This is a genomic window from Pantoea sp. KPR_PJ (assembly GCF_041386365.1).
Classification (GTDB): Bacteria; Pseudomonadota; Gammaproteobacteria; order Enterobacterales; family Enterobacteriaceae; genus Pantoea.
In genome coordinates this window covers 262391-280686 of sequence record NZ_JABMIK010000004.1, presented here as the reverse complement: position 1 = coordinate 280686, position 18296 = coordinate 262391, and the positions used below count along the sequence as shown (strand labels likewise).

The 18296-nt window shown below is 56.8% G+C and carries 19 protein-coding genes and 1 pseudogene; 8 read left to right on the top strand and 12 right to left on the bottom strand.

The features are described from left to right. Positions 1 to 111: 111 nt before the first annotated feature. Positions 112 to 2250 (top strand): anaerobic ribonucleoside-triphosphate reductase, encoded by a 2139-nt coding sequence (nrdD, locus tag HP564_RS11860; protein WP_371243226.1) that lies wholly within the window; start codon positions 112 to 114, stop codon positions 2248 to 2250. Next, complete coding sequence (gene nrdG / locus HP564_RS11855; protein WP_371243361.1) at positions 2250 to 2726, top strand: anaerobic ribonucleoside-triphosphate reductase-activating protein; 477 nt, start codon at positions 2250 to 2252, stop codon at positions 2724 to 2726. Before nrdD ends, nrdG begins: the two co-directional genes overlap by 1 nt. On the opposite strand, the gene HP564_RS11850 is transcribed toward nrdG, so the two are convergent. Then, the gene (locus HP564_RS11850) at positions 2723 to 3349 is read right to left on the bottom strand and encodes an NAD-dependent epimerase/dehydratase family protein (protein ID WP_371243224.1); all 627 of its coding nucleotides are present in this window, start codon (positions 3347 to 3349) and stop codon (positions 2723 to 2725) included. The genes nrdG and HP564_RS11850 overlap by 4 nt on opposite strands. A 142-nt stretch (positions 3350 to 3491) precedes the next feature. Here HP564_RS11850 and HP564_RS11845 point away from each other — a divergent pair, with 142 nt between their 5' ends. Continuing rightward, positions 3492 to 4013: a type 1 glutamine amidotransferase domain-containing protein gene (locus tag HP564_RS11845; protein ID WP_371243222.1), complete on the top strand. Its 522-nt coding sequence runs from the start codon at positions 3492 to 3494 to the stop codon at positions 4011 to 4013. A 33-nt stretch (positions 4014 to 4046) separates the two neighbouring features. Here HP564_RS11845 and HP564_RS11840 read toward each other — a convergent pair whose 3' ends face one another. Next, positions 4047 to 4478 carry a YhbP family protein gene (locus HP564_RS11840; RefSeq protein ID WP_371243220.1) on the bottom strand — a complete coding sequence of 144 codons (432 nt, stop codon included), beginning with the start codon at positions 4476 to 4478 and terminating at the stop codon, positions 4047 to 4049. A 90-nt stretch (positions 4479 to 4568) separates the two neighbouring features. Between HP564_RS11840 and HP564_RS11835 the strand changes: the two genes are divergently transcribed. Continuing rightward, positions 4569 to 4856 (top strand): GIY-YIG nuclease family protein, encoded by a 288-nt coding sequence (locus HP564_RS11835; protein WP_371243359.1) that lies wholly within the window; start codon positions 4569 to 4571, stop codon positions 4854 to 4856. Here HP564_RS11835 and HP564_RS11830 read toward each other — a convergent pair. Together HP564_RS11830 and HP564_RS11825 are read right to left on the bottom strand one after the other, a co-directional pair. Continuing rightward, the gene (locus tag HP564_RS11830; protein WP_371243218.1) at positions 4840 to 5346 is read right to left on the bottom strand and encodes a GNAT family N-acetyltransferase; all 507 of its coding nucleotides are present in this window, start codon (positions 5344 to 5346) and stop codon (positions 4840 to 4842) included. The genes HP564_RS11835 and HP564_RS11830 overlap by 17 nt on opposite strands. After that, positions 5340 to 5870: an SCP2 domain-containing protein gene (locus tag HP564_RS11825; RefSeq protein WP_371243357.1), complete on the bottom strand. Its 531-nt coding sequence runs from the start codon at positions 5868 to 5870 to the stop codon at positions 5340 to 5342. The genes HP564_RS11830 and HP564_RS11825 overlap by 7 nt, the downstream gene beginning before the upstream one ends. Positions 5871 to 6067: 197 nt before the next feature. On the opposite strand from HP564_RS11825, the gene HP564_RS11820 reads away from it, so the two are divergent. The 3 genes from HP564_RS11820 (at position 6068) to HP564_RS11810 (ending at position 9085) form a co-directional block, all read left to right on the top strand. Continuing rightward, complete coding sequence (locus tag HP564_RS11820) at positions 6068 to 7063, top strand: peptidase U32 family protein (protein WP_371243216.1); 996 nt, start codon at positions 6068 to 6070, stop codon at positions 7061 to 7063. A 10-nt stretch (positions 7064 to 7073) separates the two neighbouring features. Then, positions 7074 to 7958 carry a U32 family peptidase gene (locus HP564_RS11815; RefSeq protein WP_371243214.1) on the top strand — a complete coding sequence of 295 codons (885 nt, stop codon included), beginning with the start codon at positions 7074 to 7076 and terminating at the stop codon, positions 7956 to 7958. 116 nt (positions 7959 to 8074) lie between these two features. Further along, positions 8075 to 9085 carry a luciferase-like monooxygenase gene (locus HP564_RS11810; protein WP_371243212.1) on the top strand — a complete coding sequence of 337 codons (1011 nt, stop codon included), beginning with the start codon at positions 8075 to 8077 and terminating at the stop codon, positions 9083 to 9085. Here the strand turns inward: HP564_RS11810 and HP564_RS11805 are convergent. Then, positions 9047 to 10010 (bottom strand): annotated as a pseudogene (locus HP564_RS11805) (AraC family transcriptional regulator N-terminal domain-containing protein). The gene HP564_RS11810 and the pseudogene HP564_RS11805 sit on opposite strands and share 39 nt — an antisense overlap. 182 nt (positions 10011 to 10192) lie before the next feature. Between HP564_RS11805 and HP564_RS11800 the strand changes: the two are divergent. Then, entirely contained in the window at positions 10193 to 10939 is a 747-nt protein-coding gene (locus HP564_RS11800) for an SDR family NAD(P)-dependent oxidoreductase (protein WP_371243210.1), read from the top strand. 57 nt (positions 10940 to 10996) lie between these two features. Here HP564_RS11800 and HP564_RS11795 read toward each other — a convergent pair whose 3' ends face one another. From HP564_RS11795 to rbfA, 7 genes are all read right to left on the bottom strand, one after another. Continuing rightward, positions 10997 to 12895: a DEAD/DEAH family ATP-dependent RNA helicase gene (locus HP564_RS11795; protein WP_371243208.1), complete on the bottom strand. Its 1899-nt coding sequence runs from the start codon at positions 12893 to 12895 to the stop codon at positions 10997 to 10999. Between the two features lie 16 nt (positions 12896 to 12911). Then, entirely contained in the window at positions 12912 to 12968 is a 57-nt protein-coding gene (yrbN, locus tag HP564_RS11790; protein ID WP_124234005.1) for a protein YrbN, read from the bottom strand. A 105-nt stretch (positions 12969 to 13073) separates the two neighbouring features. Next, a complete protein-coding gene (gene nlpI / locus HP564_RS11785) occupies positions 13074 to 13958 on the bottom strand; it encodes a lipoprotein NlpI (protein ID WP_371243206.1) in 885 nt (294 codons plus the stop codon). Between the two features lie 129 nt (positions 13959 to 14087). Continuing rightward, positions 14088 to 16223, bottom strand: coding sequence for a polyribonucleotide nucleotidyltransferase (pnp, locus tag HP564_RS11780; protein ID WP_371243204.1), 2136 nt, complete (start codon positions 16221 to 16223; stop codon positions 14088 to 14090). A 307-nt stretch (positions 16224 to 16530) separates the two neighbouring features. Continuing rightward, positions 16531 to 16800: a 30S ribosomal protein S15 gene (gene rpsO, locus HP564_RS11775; RefSeq protein WP_010615981.1), complete on the bottom strand. Its 270-nt coding sequence runs from the start codon at positions 16798 to 16800 to the stop codon at positions 16531 to 16533. Between the two features lie 131 nt (positions 16801 to 16931). Next, a complete protein-coding gene (truB, locus tag HP564_RS11770) occupies positions 16932 to 17876 on the bottom strand; it encodes a tRNA pseudouridine(55) synthase TruB (protein ID WP_371243202.1) in 945 nt (314 codons plus the stop codon). Continuing rightward, the gene (gene rbfA, locus HP564_RS11765; protein ID WP_371243200.1) at positions 17876 to 18283 is read right to left on the bottom strand and encodes a 30S ribosome-binding factor RbfA; all 408 of its coding nucleotides are present in this window, start codon (positions 18281 to 18283) and stop codon (positions 17876 to 17878) included. Before rbfA ends, truB begins: the two co-directional genes overlap by 1 nt. Between the last annotated feature and the right edge of the window lie 13 nt (positions 18284 to 18296).

The window sequence follows — 18296 nt, the reverse complement described above, 5'->3', positions numbered from 1 at the left end:
ACTCTTCTCTTCTTTGCTCCAGGTCAACTTCGCTACGATTAAAATCCACGCCTTGCCCATATGTAGTAGATAAAATCTCACCGGGCACAATATGTAGCTAACGGAGAGATCATGGCAAGAGTAGTAGTGAAGCGCGATGGCTGTCGTTCTGCCTTTGACGCGGCAAGGATTGAAGCTGCTGTCGTGGCGGCGGCAAGCGCGGCACAGGTTGAGGACAGAGACTGGTGCGCCACGGTCGCACACCGCGTCAGTGAAAAACTCGCCGACCGCGATGAGGTGGATATTCGCGATATCCAGTTCGCCGTAGAAGAGACGCTGATGGGCGGCCCCTATCCGCAGCTGGCTCGCGCCTATATTGAATATCGTCACGACCGCGACGTCGCGCGCGAACAGCGCGGCAAGCTGCATCATGCTATTCGTGGGCTGGTCGAACAGACCAATGCCGCGCTGCTCAATGAGAACGCGAATAAAGACAGCAAAGTCATTCCGACACAGCGCGATCTGCTGGCAGGCATCGTGGCAAAGCACTATGCGCAGCAGCAGCTACTGCCACGCGACATCGTTCAGGCACACGAGCGCGGCGAGATCCACTATCATGACCTCGACTACTCGCCCTTCTTTCCCATGTTTAACTGCATGCTGATCGATTTAAAAGGCATGCTGACCAACGGCTTCAAGATGGGCAACGCCGAGATTGAGCCGCCAAAATCGATTGCCACGGCGACGGCCGTGACCGCGCAGATCATTGCCCAGGTAGCCAGCCATATTTACGGCGGCACCACTATCAACCGCATCGACGAAGTACTGGCCCCTTTTGTGCTGCTCAGCATGGAGAAGCATCGTGCCGTTGCCGCCGAATGGCAGATTGCGGATGGGGAAGCCTATGCGCGGGCGCGCACAGAAAAAGAGTGCTATGACGCTTTCCAGTCGCTGGAGTACGAGGTCAATACCCTGCATACCGCTAATGGCCAGACGCCTTTTGTCACTTTCGGCTTCGGACTCGGCACCAGCTGGGCCGCGCGCCTTATCCAGCAGTCCATTCTGCGTAACCGCATTGCCGGGCTGGGAAAAAACCATAAAACCGCCGTCTTTCCCAAGCTGGTGTTCGCCATCCGCGAGGGACTGAATCGCCGTCCGGGCGACGCCAACTACGATATCAAGCAGCTGGCGCTGGAGTGCGCCAGCAAGCGCATGTACCCCGACATTCTTAACTACGATCAGGTCGTCAGGGTAACCGGCTCTTTTAAAACGCCGATGGGCTGCCGCAGTTTTCTCGGCGTGTACGAAGAGAACGGTGTCGAAATCCACGACGGCCGCAATAATCTGGGTGTCATCAGCCTGAATCTGCCGCGTATTGCGCTGGAGGCACAAGGTGATGAGGCACGCTTCTGGGCGCTGCTTGACGCACGCCTGGCGCTGGCGAAGCGGGCACTGATGACGCGCATCGCCAGGCTGGAGAAAACCAAAGCACGCGTAGCCCCCATTCTGTACATGGAAGGGGCCTGCGGTGTCCGGCTTAATGCCGATGATGAAGTCGGCCCGATTTTCCGCAATGGCCGCGCCTCACTGTCACTCGGCTATATCGGTCTGCATGAGACGCTAATCGCCCTCAGCAAAGGGGGATGCCACCCCTATGACGATCCGGCGCTACGTGCCAAAGGTATCGAGATTGTGGCGCACCTGCGCGCTGCGACCGACGCCTGGAAAGCGGAAACCGGCTATGGCTTTAGTCTCTACAGCACGCCCAGCGAAAACCTCTGCGATCGCTTTTGCCGCCTTGATGCCGCGCAGTTCGGCGTGGTGCCTGGCGTGACCGATAAAGGCTACTACACCAACAGCTTCCACCTCGACGTGGAGAAAAAGGTTAACCCGTACGACAAGATCGACTTCGAAGCCGCCTATCCACCGCTGGCGAACGGCGGATTCATCTGTTACGGCGAATATCCCAACGTACAGCACAATCTGAAGGCGCTCGAAGATGTGTGGGACTACAGCTACGATCGGGTGCCCTACTACGGCACCAATACGCCGATTGATGAGTGCTATGAGTGCGGCTTTACCGGCGAGTTTAGCTGTACCAGTCGCGGCTTTACCTGTCCCAACTGCGGCAACCACGATCCGGCGCGCGTCTCGGTCACGCGCCGTGTCTGCGGCTATCTCGGCAGCCCCGATGCGCGTCCCTTCAACGCGGGCAAACAGGAGGAAGTGAAGCGTCGCGTTAAACATCTGGAGAGTGGGCCGCTGGGATGATGCACATTCATCGCTACTACGATGTCGACATTGTTAACGGGCCCGGCACGCGCTGCACGCTGTTCGTGGCAGGATGCGAGCATCACTGTCGCGGCTGCTATAACCAGAGCACCTGGCGGATCGACTCCGGTACGCCTTTTACCCTGCAGATGGAAGAGCGTCTGATCGCCGATCTGCTCGACAGCCGCATCCGGCGGCAGGGATTATCGCTGAGCGGCGGCGACCCTCTGCATCCGCACAACGTGCCGCATATCCGACGGCTGGTGAAGCGCGTTCGCGCGGAGTGCCCCGGCAAAGATATCTGGTTGTGGACCGGCTACCAGCGCGCCAGGCTGAACCGCGCACAGCGTGAAGTGCTGAGCTACATTGACGTGCTGATTGACGGTCGCTTTATCGAAGCGGAAAAGGATGCCACGCTGCTATGGCGTGGCAGCCGCAATCAGATCATCTGGGACCTGCGCCAGGAGCGCCTTTAACGCGGTATCTGGCCTGATTCGATAATTTCGACCTTTTCGCCGCCGGGCTGAAACGCGCGTTCATGCATGCATTTTGCTACTGCCAGCGCCGAGACGGCGCGCCAGTTGCCCGGCAGCATGCTGAACAGCGGCGCAAGCATGCTCTCCCCGGCGCGTTTATGCTGGCGTTCACCCAGCAGCAGCGAGGGGCGAACCAGCGTCAGGCGCGGCCAGCCCTGATGACGCAGCGCGTTCTCCATCTCACCTTTTACCCGGTTATAGAAAAAAGGCGAATGGCGATTTGCCCCCTGTGCGCTTACCACCACCATCTGCTTTGCACCCAGCCGCAGCCCGCTCAGACCGGTGTCGACCACCAGCGTATAATCAACGTGCAAAAACGCGGCCTTGCTGCCTGCCTGTTTACGCGTGGTGCCAAGGCAGCAAAATACGCTGTCTATCGCCAGCGTCAGCGGCCGCAGGACGTCCGTTAAATCCGCCTCTACCGGGTTAACCACTTTTCGCATTGACGGCAGCGGACGCCGCGTGGGCGCGATAATTTCGCTGACGCGTGCATCGGCTACCAGCAGACGCAGCAGATGCGCGCCCACCAGCCCTGTTGCGCCAGTCAGTAGTACTCGATGCATGCTGCCTCCTGCTAACCTGTTGCTGTTACTCTGAAATATAGTCAGCTTTTGCCGTCCGGCTTGCTTTTTTAGCACAAACAACCAGGCTTAACCTGTTCACCAGGATAGCGCATTGTGCGCAAACCATCATGAGGAGGAATAGATGAGCAAGAAGATAGCGGTGCTGATTACCGATGAATTTGAAGACTCAGAATTTACCTCACCGGCCGACGCTTATAAGCAAGCGGGCTTTGACGTGGTAACGATTGAGCAGGAAGCAGGTAAAACCGTGACGGGCAAGCAGGGTGAGGCTAAGGTGAAGATTGACCGCGCCATCGACGACGTCAGCCCGGCAGAGTTTGATGCGCTGCTGCTGCCAGGCGGCCATTCACCCGATGCACTGCGTGGCGACGACCGTTTTGTTGCCTTTACCAAAGAATTTGTTGCCAGCGGCAAACCGATTTTCGCCATCTGTCATGGTCCGCAGCTGCTGATCAGCGCCAATGGCGTGCGCGGCCGCAAAATGACCTGCGTGAAGGCCATTGCGATTGACCTGCGTAACGCGGGCGCAGACTTTTACGATGAAGAAGTTATCGTGGATGATGACCGTCTGGTCACCAGCCGTACTCCAGAAGATTTACCCGCCTTTAACCGAGAGTCGCTGCGCATTCTACAGGCGCTGTAACGCTCTTCTCCCTTTCCCGCAGGGGAAAGGGATTTACCCCTCTTCGCGTTGCCAGACGATCTTCTTGCCGAATCCCAGAGCGTTGTCGGTCATCTTGACCTCATCCAGCCGGATCTCCCACAGCGGTGCTGAGACTTTGCGCGCCACCGGAAAACGTTTCTGATAGACCGTCCTTGCCTGTGCTTCGGCTTCACCGCTTAACAGAGCGATTTTGCCGCGATACTGTACCCCTTTGATTAACAGCACGGTCTTCGGCTGGCCGTTAACCGTCCCGGCCACCTGCGGGTTCGCCTGTAACAGCACGCCGTGGCGCGTGTCGGGTTCCGTCATCAGCCAGAAAGCCATGCTTGCTTCATCAAACACGTAAAAGCAGTTTGCGCACCAGAGATCGTCGTCTGCTGCGCAGCAGAGCGAGAGCACATGCTGCTTTTTCAGATAGCGTATCAGGTGAGAATGGTCAGACATGTACTGTTGCTCCATGCAGAAATCGCCGGATAGCCGCCGCGTGGCTGGCGCGCTACACTGCCCGGCAGTGGAATTTCAGGAATGAATATCATGAATGAGGCGTGGCAGCTCTATATCGTACAGACCGCCGCAGGCGTGCTTTATACCGGTATCTCTACCGATGTCGCGCGGCGTGTTGAGCAGCATCAGTGCGGACGCGGCGCGCGCGCACTGCGCGGCAGAGGCCCACTGGCGCTGGTCTATCGCTGCGACGCTGGCGATCGTTCCGCCGCCTCTCGCCTGGAGTACCGGGTGAAACAGCTCAGCCGTCAGCAAAAGCTGCGGCTGGTTGCGCATCAGCCTGGCTGCCTTGAGAGCTGGCTCAGCCAAAACGGTTGAAAGGCGCGGCAAAATCGACCTGGCCTTCCGCGCCCGTAAAGGCATCATCCGCCAGACGATAGACCTGAAAGGCTGCTTCGGTGCCCTGCCAGCGGCAGTGCAGCGCGTGGCGTGCCGCGGGCTCGAAGCCAAAACGGTTAAAGTAAGCGGGGTCGCCCAGCACCACTACCGCGCTGTAGCCAAATTCGTTCAGCGTGTCGAGTCCGGCATAGATTAGCTGCTCGCCAATTTTCTGACCGCGCACGCTTTCATCCACCGCCAGCGGTGCCAGGCCGACCCAGTTACGATCTTCACCCTGAACCATCACCGGGCTAAATGCCGCATAGCCAAGCACCTGGCCTTCGTCGTCTGTTGCCACGACGCCGAGCGTCAGCAGCCCGTCTTCGCGCAGTTGCTGAACCAGTTCGGCTTCCGCTTCAGTATTGAAGCTGCGTCTTAACAAACTGTCGATGCTCGCCGCGTCGACCCCTATTTCTGTGCGAATTAACATACACTCTCCGCGCGCGCCTGTGCGGTCATCGCGTCCTGTTTCATTCCAGCCTCAACAAACGCAGCCAGCTGCTGCAGTCCCGTGCGCAACGCCGTGGGCATGGCCTCAAGCTCCAGAGCATCCATCAGGTTTTTCACCTCCAGTCCCAGCTCTGTATCACCTTCGATCAGCAGACGGCGCTGGAAAAACAACATATCGGGATCCGCTTTGCGGGCGGCGACCAGCAGCAGATCGTTGGCATTGCCGCGAAACCAGACATCGGCTTCCACATCCTGCACAACCACAAGCTGGCCCTCTTCAATGGTGGTAATCCAGCGTAAATTGACATCTGCGATCTCGATACCCAGATGACGCGCCTGCAGAAAGTCTAACTCACCTTCCGCTAAAGCATGACGAAATTGCCAGTTTAGGAGTTGTTGCAGTAAAGCCCGTTTGACCGGGTACGGAGTGAGCGCAACAGGTAACGACAGGATTTTTGGAGCTTTTTTCACTAACTCAGCACGTAACTGCTCGAACACGGGCATCTCTCCCTTCAAAAAATTTCAGGTATATTGCCATATCCGCCAGTGCGCACCGCAGCCTGGATCAATAATTTTACTGCCTTATCCGCTTAAATTTCCGCTGTCAGCCCCATCAACTTACGATTCACTGCCCCAAATCAACATTTCCCCTCAGCCGCTTGCCTAGACTCGACGTCTTCTCCTGTCGACGAGGGATCATCATGGAACTGCTGTGTCCGGCCGGTAATTTACCCGCCGTACGTTCAGCGGTAGAGAATGGCGCTGATGCGGTGTATGTCGGACTGAAAGATGACACCAATGCACGCCACTTTGCCGGACTGAACTTTACCGACAAGAAGCTGCTCGAAGCAGCACGCTATCTGCACCAGCATCGCCGTAAATTACATGTCGCTATCAATACTTTTGCCCATCCAGACGGTATGGATCGCTGGCAGCGCGCTATTGACGTGGCCGCACAGAACGGCGCGGATGCGCTGATCCTTGCCGATATCGCTACGCTGGAGTATGCCGCGCGACGCTATCCGGAAATTGAGCGTCATCTGTCCGTGCAGGCCTCCGCCACCAATCTTGAAGCGGTGCGTTTCTATCATCGTCACTTCTCGCTGAGCCGCGTGGTCTTGCCGCGCGTGCTGTCGCTGCATCAGGTTAAGCAGCTGGCGCGTGAAACGCCGGTACCGCTTGAGGTGTTTGCCTTTGGCAGCCTGTGCATCATGGCGGAAGGCCGCTGCTATCTCTCCTCCTGGCTGACCGGCGAATCGCCTAACAGTGCAGGTGCCTGTTCGCCCGCGAAGTTTGTACGCTGGCAGCAGACGTCCAGCGGTATGGAATCGCGTCTTAACAACGTGCTGATCGATCGCTATGCGCCAGACGAAAGTGCGGGCTACCCCACTCTGTGTAAAGGACGTTATCAGGTCGACGGTCAGCGCTATCACGTCCTGGAGGAGCCCACCAGCCTGAACACCCTGACGCTGCTGCCAGAGCTGCTGCGCGCTGGCGTTGCGTCCGTGAAGATCGAAGGCCGTCAGCGCAGCCCTGCCTATGTTGCGCAGGTAGCGCGCGTCTGGCGTCAGGCGATTGATCACTGCAAAAGTGCGCCGGACCACTTCAGGGTAAGTGACGCGTGGATGGCGGCGCTGGATGAGCTGTCGGAAGGCTCGCAGACCACGCTGGGCGCTTATCACCGTGAATGGCAGTAAGGAGAAGAGAATGCAATATGCTATCGGCCCCGTACTCTGGTACTGGCCAACGGAGCAGCTGGCGACCTTTTATCAGGAGGCGGCCGCCAGCAGTGCAGAGATTATTTATCTCGGCGAAGCGGTATGCAGTAAACGGCGTGCAACCTCTTATCAGCGCTGGATGGAGCTGGCCCGTGAGCTGGCCGCCAGCGGCAAGCAGGTTGTTCTGAGCACGCTGGCGCTGCTGCAGTCTCCTTCAGAGCTGAAAGAGCTGAAACGCTACGTCGACAACGGCGAGTTTCTGATTGAGGCAAACGACTTTGGCACGGTGAATATGGCGGCTGAGCGTCGGCTGCCATTTGTTGCTGGCCCGACGCTCAATGTCTATAACGTCGAAACGCTACAGCTGCTGGTGAAAGAGGGCATGACGCGCTGGTGCATGCCGGTGGAGATGTCACGCGACTGGCTGCTACAGCTACTACAGCAGAGCGAGACACGCGGCTTCCGCAACCAGTTTGCGGTAGAGGTGCTGGGCTATGGCTATCTGCCGCTGGCCTTATCGGCCCGCTGCTTTACCGCGCGCGCCGAACATCGCGCCAAAGATGACTGCCAGACCTGCTGTATTCACTATCCTAACGGCCGGCGCGTTCATTCACAGGAAGGCCAGCAGGTGTTTGTGCTCAATGGGATTCAGACCATGAGCGGTTACTGCTATAACCTCGGCAATGATTTAGCCGGCATGCAGGGCTGGGTCGATGTTCTGCGGTTATCACCGCAAAATAGCGAAACGCTAAAGGAGATTGCCCGCTTCCGCGCTAATGAAACGGGTGAGGCCCCTCTGATGATGGCCCGGGGTAATGACTGTAACGGCTACTGGCGTAAGGTGGCGGGCATGACGCTGATCGCCTCCTCCTGAAAGGCACATACAGACTAGCTGTCTGCTGGCGTTAGCAGTTTTAATATGGGCATTATTGCGCAATACTGGTGGATGCAGGTTACTCATCACCTGCGCCATACCCAACTGGAGTGCCCATGTCTGAGAAAAAACCCCTTCGTCTTTCCGTGCTGGATCTGGCACCGATTCCCCAGGATGCCACCGCGCGTGATGCCTTCCACACCTCGCTGGCGCTGGCGCGTCAGGCGGAAGCGTTGGGCTATGAACGGTACTGGCTGGCGGAACACCACAATATGACCGGCATCGCCAGCGCGGCGACCTCGGTCTTGATTGGCTATCTGGCCGCTAATACCACGACCCTGCACCTGGGATCGGGCGGCATTATGCTGCCGAACCACGCGCCGCTGGTGATCGCCGAACAGTTTGGCACGCTGGAATCGCTCTATCCTGGCCGCATTGACCTGGGACTTGGCCGTGCGCCAGGCTCTGACCAGCGTACGATGATGGCGCTGCGCCGTCATCTTTCCAGTATTCAGGCTGATACTTTCCCGGACGATGTGCAGGAGCTGATTAACTGGTTTGACGCTGACGAGAATGCGCAGCCTCCGGTTCAGCCTGTCCCCGGCCTCGGCATGAAAATTCCGGTCTGGCTGCTGGGTTCCAGTCTGTACAGTGCGCAGCTGGCCGCGCAGCTCGGCCTGCCGTTTGCCTTCGCATCCCACTTTGCGCCCGATCTGCTGTTCCAGGCGCTGCACGTTTATCGTGAAAAATTTCAGCCGTCAGCGCGTCTGGAAAAACCTTATGCCATGGTCTGCATCAACGTGGTTGCCGCCGACAGCGAACGTGAAGCACGCTTCCTGTTTACCTCACAACAGCAGCAGTTTATCAACCTGCGTCGCGGCAAACCGGGCCCGCTGCCAGCGCCCGTTGAGAACATGGATAACCTGTGGTCGCCGTCAGAGCAATATGGCGTCCAGCAGGCGCTGAGTATGTCGCTGGTAGGCGATACGGATAAGGTACGTCACGGTCTGGCTGGGCTGATGCGGGAAACCCAGGCTGATGAGATTATGGTTAACGGCCAGATCTTTGATACCGATGCACGCCTGCGCTCATTTGCGATCGCCATGGAAGCTGCGCGTTCGCTCTGATCTTTGCTGCGGTGGGCGCAGGCTATTCCGGCCCCACCGCCAGCTGACGAATATCGCGTGCCGGAGACTGACCGTAAAACCGGCTGTACTCCCGACTGAACTGCGACGCGCTCTGATACCCCACGCGATAACCCGCCGTTCCCGCATCCAGCTTGTCGACCATCATCAGTCGCCGCGCTTCGTTAAGGCGCAGCTGTTTTTGATACTGCATCGGCGTCATTGCAGTCACCGCCTTGAAGTGGTGATGCAGCGAAGAGGGACTCATACCGACGCTGCTGGCGAGCCGATCGATTTTAAGCGGCTGGTGAAAATTTTCGCGTAGCCAGCGCGCCGCGCGTGCCACTTTGTTGCCGGGCCGCTCCGCCAGCGCCATGTTGAGAATACGCCCCCCTTCCGGGCCGGTCAGCAGGCGATAAAAGATCTCCTGCTCGATAAGCGGTGCCAGCGCAGCGATATCCTGCGGCTGATCCAGCAGCCGTATCAGCCGAATCACCGCGTCCACCAGCAGCGGAGAAACCTTATGCGCAGCGATGCCGCGCTCGGTTGTTCGCGCCTCCGTTTGCACGGCCGTTATCGGAAAGGTGTCGAGGTAGCGCATAAGCCTGGGTTCATTGATGGCGATGCCAATGCTAAGGTTCGGTGCCTCCGGCGTTGCAACCGTTACGCAGGAGCGCACCGGCATATCCATCGTCACCAGCAACAGATCGCCGGGCCCGTAATGAATGACCTCTTCTCCAATGCGCAGCGCTTTTCCGCCCTGCGCGACCAGCGCGAAGCTGGCCCATTGAGCATGGTATGTCGGTTCAGAAGGGCGTGAGCTGCGGCCAAAAAAAAGAAAATCAATTGCGCTTTCGTGACGGCCATCTTCCGCGGCATGACGCGCAATAAGCTGTGCCAGATGCTGTAGTTGCGCCGGTTGCGCCATACCTTTCCCCCTCAATACCCGCGTATTGTGCGTTCTCAGCATGTTACCTGAATCGCCTGATAACGTAGCCGCCCGGCGACCAGATTTGCAGTATCGTGCAAGAGACTTGCAGGATTGCGCTACCGCCCGGCCAGTCTGAAAGCGCATATTTTGCAAACGCGATAATCAAGTGGAGAGACGATATGAAAGCACTTGAAGGAAAAATTGCGCTGGTCACGGGCGGCTCAAAAGGGATTGGCGCGGCAATCGCAACGACCTATGCCGCGGCCGGAGCGCGCGTGGTGGTGAATTATCTCCAGGACGAGGTCGGCGCGGCAGATGTGGTAAGCGACATTCGCACACTGGGCAGCGACGGCGTGGCGATTCAGGCAGATGTTTCCCGTGAAGCCGATGTCATGCGCCTGTTCGATAGTGCAGAAGCAAATTTTGGCGTACCCGATATTGTCGTTAATAATGCTGGTCAGTTTCACCATGGCGCCTTTGGTGAGCTGAGCCTGTCTGACATGCAGCAGCAGCTCAGCGTCAATGTACTGGGCACGCTGCTGGTTTGTCAGCAGGCGGCGTTGCGCTTTCCCAACCAGGGCGGCTGCATTATCAATCTGAGTGCGCTTGACAGTCAGCAGAGCACGCCCGGTTCGGTACTCTGGGCGACCACAAAAGGCGCAATCGACACGCTGACGCAGGGGCTGGCGCGCGAGCTGGGACCACGCCATATCCGCGTCAATGCGCTGGCACCCGGCATCATCATGACAGAGGGGTTGCTGGCTGCGAAAAAACTGAATCCCCAGCTAAAGGCGCAACTGCTGGCGGCCACACCGCTTGGGCGGTTTGGTCTACCGGAGGATGTGGCACAGGTAGCGCTGTTTCTTGCTTCCGAGGAGGCTGCCTATGTCAGCGGCGAGCGCATACTGATTGCGGGTGGGGCGTAAAGCAAAAAAAAGGGAAGCCCGAAGGCTTCCCTTTTTATCTGTCAGCATGGCTGATGATTAGAACTCGCGACGACGCGGCGCAGCTGCACCACCCTCTTCGCGACGCGGACCACGACCGCCTTCACGGCTGAAGCTGCCGCGTCCACCTTCACGACGTTCGGAAGAGAAACGACGTCCACCTTCACGACCGCCTTCACGGTTGCCGCCGCCACGACGCTCACCGCCGAAATCACGACCGCCGCCACGACGTTCGCCGCGTGCTTCGGTGTGGGGCTGTGCATCGCCCAGCAGTTGCATATTCATCGGTTTGTTGAGAATACGCGTGCGGGTGAAGTGCTGCAGGATGTCGCCCGGCATACCTTTCGGCAGTTCGATGGTTGAGTGCGTACCGAACAGCTTAATGTTACCGATGTAACGGCTGCTGATGTCGCCTTCGTTAGCGATAGCACCAACGATATGACGAACTTCAACACCATCATCGCGGCCTACTTCGATGCGATACAGCTCCATCTCACCCACGTCACGACGCTCACGACGCGGACGATCGCCGCCATCACGTGCTTCACGAGGTGAGCGACGGTCATCACGACGATCGTCACGATCGCGGTATTCACGACGTGGCGGACGCGGTGCATCCGGCTGTACGATCAGCGGACGTTCGCCCTGTGCCATTTTCAGCAGCGCAGCGGCCAGCGTTTCCATATCCAGCTCTTCTTCACCCTGCGGAGAGAGTTTTTCCAGCAGTGCGCGATACTGGTCCAGATCGCTGCTTTCCAGCTGCTGCTGGACGCGTGAAGCGAACTTCGCCAGACGACGGGTGCCCAGCAGTTCAGCGTTCGGCAGCTCCACTTCTGGAATGGTCAGCTTCATGGTGCGCTCAATGTTGCGCAGCAGACGACGTTCACGGTTCTCTACGAACAGAATCGCACGGCCTGCACGGCCTGCACGGCCGGTACGACCGATACGGTGAACGTAAGACTCCGCGTCCAGCGGGATGTCATAGTTAACAACCAGGCTGATGCGCTCAACGTCCAGACCACGCGCCGCAACGTCGGTGGCGATCAGGATATCAAGACGGCCATCTTTCAGGCGCTCCAGAGTCTGCTCACGCAGCGCCTGGTTCATGTCACCGTTCAGTGCGGCACTGTTGTAACCGTTACGCTCCAGCGCTTCCGCCACTTCCAGCGTTGCGTTTTTGGTACGTACGAAAATGATGGCTGCATCAAAGTCTTCTGCTTCGAGGAAGCGTACCAGCGCGTCAGTTTTGCGGCCATATGCCGTCCAGTAAGACTGGCTGATGTCCGGGCGCGTCGTGATGCTGGACTGAATGCGTACTTCCTGCGGATCTTTCATGAAACGCTTGGTAATACGACGAATCGCTTCCGGCATGGTTGCAGAGAACAGTGCGGTCTGATGGCCTTCCGGAATCTGCGCCATGATGGTTTCAACGTCTTCAATGAAGCCCATACGCAGCATTTCGTCCGCTTCATCCAGCACCAGACCACGCAGGTTGGAGAGATCAAGCGTACCGCGTTTCAGGTGGTCGAGCAGACGACCCGGAGTGCCCACCACGATTTGCGGGCCCTGACGCAGCGCGCGCAGCTGCACGTCATAACGTTGACCGCCGTATAAGGCAACAACGTTAACACCACGCATGTGTTTAGAAAATTCAGTCATCGCTTCAGCAACCTGAACCGCCAGCTCGCGGGTCGGTGCCAGCACCAGGATCTGCGGTGCGCGCAGAGAAGGATCGATGTTGTTAAGCAGCGGCAGCGAGAACGCCGCCGTTTTACCACTACCGGTCTGCGCCATACCCAGTACATCACGGCCCGCCAGCAGGTGAGGAATACACTCAGCCTGGATCGGAGAAGGCTTAACATAGCCCATGCCGTTCAGTGATTCGAGGATGTCGGCGTTCAGGCCCAGATCAGCAAAAGTGGTTTGAATATCAGTCATGTAGTACACGTGCCTCTTAGATTTCGGCGGCCAGTCTACATAACTCGTCGTGAAAATTTTCAGTCATTTTCATCAAAAAGTGTGAACCGGCTCAAATTAGAAGTTTTGACGAACAGAAAAGCCCTCATCCTGGAAGATGATGACTTTACAGGTGTTACAGGCAATAAAAGTTCGTCAGCTATTGCTGGTCAGATTCTGATAAATCGTCTTGTGTCTGGCCGAGTTGCGCCAGTTCCAACAATGCGTATCGGTGTTCAACAAAGTTATTGACGTTGTTGGCCACCGCCAGTTTGAACAGCGCTTTCGCGTTGTCCTTCTCCCCCAGACTTAGGTAGTGCTTACCTAAATAGAAGTTGGTTTCACTGAGATGTTCAGCGAGCGAGGTGTTATCCGTTGCGTCTGCCTTGAGACGTTCCATCAGCGTGCTTTCACTGATGTCGCCAAGGTAGAATTCGACAATGTTCCATCCCCATTGATCACGCGCCGCTTTGTCGTAACGCTGCTGCAGCGCCACTTTTGCCTTGTCAGCATCCATCTCGCTTTCGTCGAGGTAGAGCCACAGGCTGCGGAAAGGATCGTTGGGATCGTCTTGATAAAACGCCAGCAGATCATCTTGCGCTAACTTGTATCGACCGCCGTAATAGAGGGCGATACCACGGTTTAAATGCGCATAATTGTAAGTTGGATCAAGCTCAAGTACAGAATCAAACGCTTCATAGGCAGCATCAAAATTGCCTGCCTGCGTTAAATATATGCCGAGATAGTTAAACACTTCCGGCATATCAGGTCTTATAGACAGCGCTTGCGAGAAATCGTTCCGCGCCAGTGCCCTCAGACCGAGACTATCATACAACACTCCGCGCTCATATAACAGCTGTGCGCGTTCATCATCGGTAAGGGCGCGACTGGCAAGAATTTGTTCCATGCGTGCCAGAATCACTTCCTGCTGCAGTGTGGGCTGTAAAGGTACTGCAAGAACTTCGTTCTTACGCCAATTGGAATTGCTGCATCCTGCCAGCGTGAGAGCTGTCGCAACAAAACACCAGCGCAAAAAAGGCTTCATTTCCCACTCCCGAATACAAACATTAGGATAACGCTCCTGTCATCCGGCTGCTGTGCACAAGGATTCCTGCCCTCGCGATGACACAAATGCCTCCCCCTTCCCTGAGGAGCGGGAGAGGCAAACAGGGAATTACTCTGCGTCTGGCGCGCTGGTCACGGCAGCGTCTTCAGCCTGAGGCTTAGACTCTGTCGCTTCTTTGATGCTCAGACGGACGCGGCCCTGACGGTCCACTTCCAGTACCTTCACCGGTACTTCCTGACCCATCTGCAGGTAATCAGTCACTTTCTCAACGCGCTTGTCTGCGATCTGAGAGATGTGCACCAGACCTTCTTTACCACCGCCGATAGCGACGAAGGCACCGAAGTCAACGATGCGGGTGACTTTACCAGAGTAAATGCGGCCCACTTCGATTTCAGCAGTAATTTCTTCGATGCGACGGATCGCCTCTTTTGCCTTCAGACCGTCGGTTGCCGCGATTTTCACGGTGCCGTCGTCTTCGATTTCGATGGTGGTGCCGGTCTCTTCGGTCAGCGCACGGATCACAGAACCGCCTTTACCAATCACATCTTTGATCTTGTCTGAATTGATCTTGATGGTGTAAATGCGCGGTGCGAACTCAGAGATCTCCTGACGCGGCGTGCTGATTGCCTGCTCCATCACGCCCAGAATGTGCAAACGTGCACCTTTGGCCTGATTCAGCGCAACCTGCATGATTTCGCGGGTGATGCCTTCGATCTTGATGTCCATCTGCAGCGCGGTGATACCTTCACGGCTACCGGCCACTTTAAAGTCCATGTCGCCGAGGTGATCTTCGTCGCCGAGGATGTCAGAGAGTACAACAAACTTCTCTTCTTCTTTCACCAGGCCCATTGCGATACCCGCAACGGCTGCCTTAATCGGCACGCCCGCATCCATCAGCGCCAGAGAAGCACCACAGACGGAGGCCATGGAAGAGGAGCCGTTAGACTCGGTGATTTCAGAAACAACGCGAACGGTGTACGGGAAATCTTCCTGCTTCGGCATCACTGCCAGTACGCCGCGCTTCGCCAGACGGCCGTGGCCGATTTCACGACGCTTCGGCGAACCAACCATACCGGTTTCACCCACAGAGTACGGAGGGAAGTTATAGTGGAACAGGAAGCTGTCGGTACGTTCGCCCATCAACTCATCCAGGTTCTGCGCATCACGCGCGGTACCCAGCGTAGCGGCAACCAGCGCCTGCGTTTCACCACGGGTGAACAGTGAAGAACCGTGGGTACGCGGCAGTACGCCCGTGCGCACGTCCAGACCACGGATCATATCTTTTTCACGACCATCGATGCGCGGTTCACCGTTAAGAATACGGGTACGAACCACTTTCTTTTCCAGGCTGTGAACGATGTCGCCGATTTCAGCGTCATCCAGCGTCTCATCTTCCGCCAGCAGCGCAGCAATGGTTTCATCTTTGATGACGCCAACCTGTGCGTAACGCTCTTGCTTGTCGGTGATGCGGTAGGCATCGCTGATGCGTGCTTCAGCCAGTGCCGCCACGCGTGCAATCAGCGCGTCGTTAGCAGCTTCTGGCTGCCAGTCCCAGCGCGGTTTACCCGCTTCTGCAACCAGAGAGTTGATATTGTCGATAACAACCTGCTGCTGTTCGTGGCCGAACACCACTGCGCCCAGCATCTGATCTTCAGTCAGGATGTCAGCTTCAGATTCAACCATCAGCACGGCGTTCTGCGTACCGGCAACCACCAGATCCAGACGAGACTGTTTGATTTCGTCAGCGGTCGGGTTCAGCACGTACTGATCGTTGATATAACCCACGCGTGCGGCACCAATTGGGCCGTTGAACGGAATACCTGACAGCGACAGCGCAGCGGATGCACCAATCATAGCAACGATGTCCGGGTTAACCTGTGGGTTAACAGAGACAACGGTGGCGATAACCTGAACTTCGTTTACGAAGCCTTCCGGGAACAGCGGACGAACCGGGCGGTCAATCAGACGCGCAATCAGAGTTTCGCCTTCGCTTGGACGACCTTCACGACGGAAGAAGCTCCCCGGAATACGACCGGCAGCGTAGGTACGCTCCTGGTAGTTTACGGTCAGCGGGAAGAAGTCCTGACCAGCTTTTGCTTTTTTCTGGCCAACAACGGTAACGAAAACAGCAGTGTCGTCCATGCTGACCATAACGGCTGCAGTGGCCTGGCGTGCCATCATGCCGGTTTCCAGCGTGACGGTATGCTGACCATATTGGAATTGACGTACGATCGGGTTCAGCAAGATGAATTCCTTAACTTCGGGGCAACGCCTTTCTGGCGTGCCATGGATTACCGATCTTCAGTTGCATCCTCGCGACTAATGACAACCTTTAACCGAATCTGCGGTAAAGCCTCTCATTAGCCGCGCGAACCTCTGCAAGCGAAGATCACTCTCAGCAACAATACATGAGTTTGGTCCGGATTGCTGCGCATTGCTCGAAAAAAGGGGCCATAAAGGCCCCCTTTTCGTGAAACTCGCACGAATCTGATCGTAAGACGCGTTTTTTTGCAGGTTGTCTGCACTACTTCTTTGATCAGATTCTTCAGACTTAGCGACGCAGACCCAGGCTTTCGATCAGGCTGGTGTAGCGAGCAACGTCTTTACGCTTCAGGTAGTCCAGCAGCTTACGACGCTGAGATACCATGCGCAGCAGACCGCGACGGCTGTGGTGGTCTTTTTTGTGCTCAGAGAAGTGACCCTGCAGGTGGTTAATCTGAGCAGTCAGCAGAGCAACCTGAACTTCAGTTGAACCGCTGTCGTTAGCACCACGACCGTATTTAGCAACGATCTCTGCTTTAGCTTCTACGCTTAGAGACATAATAAACTCCAGTAATAAATGAATGTATGGGTGCCGATCTCTAATTCAGCTACCCGCTTTAAAGCCGCACTATTCTACTCTCCGCCAGATAGCAACGCAAATGCGCCGTGAACTGTTTTGGCAGGGAGTATTTAGGCGGGAAACTCTACCACCAGACGACGCGGCGCTACGCGACCGTCAGCGGCAATTTCAGCCATGCCGATAAATTTGCGCTCCTCACCTTCCGTGACGCGCACCAGTCCTTGCGGCGGCACATCTGCCGCCTGAACCGGCATACCCTGCTTGAAAAAGACCGCCACGGACGCGGGCAGATTTACCACCGGAAAATCTTCTGCCGGGCTGTCCATAGGCAGTAACAAGGCATCAAGCGGCGCATAATCTGGCGTTTCCGCCGCGTTGACCGTTGCCGCCAGCGCCTGAAGCTGCTCCAGGGTCATCATCCTTTCGATCGGATAGCGTGCTACCTGAAGGCGACGCAGCATAATGACATGCGCACCACAGCCAAGCTTTTCGCCCAGATCATCGATGATGGTGCGAATATAGGTGCCTTTGGAAACGTGAATTTCCAGCTCCAGCTCGTTACCTTCCCAGCGAATAAACTGCAGTTCGAACACGGTGATCGGCCGCGCTTCGCGCGGCACGGTAATCCCTTCACGCGCATACTCATACAGCTTGCGACCCTGATACTTTAGCGCCGAAAACATTGTTGGCACCTGCATGGTCTCGCCGCGGAAGCTCTCTAGCGCCGCGTCCAGCTCGCGCTGGCTGAATGTTACCGGCCGGGTTTCAATAAGGTTGCCGTCGGCGTCAGAGGTATCGGTGCGCTCGCCAAGGCGGGCAATAACGCGATAGCGCTTGTCGGAGTCGAGCAGATACTGGGAAAATTTTGTCGCCTCTCCGAGGCAAACAGGCAGCATGCCGGTTGCCAGCGGATCAAGCGCACCCGTGTGGCCCGCTTTGTTAGCGTTAAACAGGCGTTTAACTTTTTGCAGCACATCGTTAGACGACGCGCCCTGCTGCTTGTCGAGCAGGAACACGCCATGGACGTCGCGACCGCGACGACGAGGACGACTCATCAGTCCTCCTTGTCATCGTCCGCCGGGTTTTCCCCGCGGCGCTCGACATCGTTCCTGATCACGTTAGAAACCAGGTTCGACATGCGCATACCTTCTATCAGTGAATTGTCGTAGAAGAAGGTCAGCTCCGGCACGATGCGCAGACGCATTGCCTTGCCGAGCAAAATACGGATGTAGCCCGAGGCCTCTTTCAGTGCCTTCAGGCCATTTTTCACCGCATCCTCATCCTGGTCATTGAGGAAGGTGACAAACACTTTGGCATAAGCGAGATCGCGCGACACTTCCACACCCGATACCGTTACCATCATGCCAAGACGCGGATCTTTGATCTCACGCTGCAGAATGATTGCGATCTCTTTTTGAAGCTCCTGCGACACGCGCTGAGGACGGCCAAATTCTTTCGCCATAATCATCTCTCCA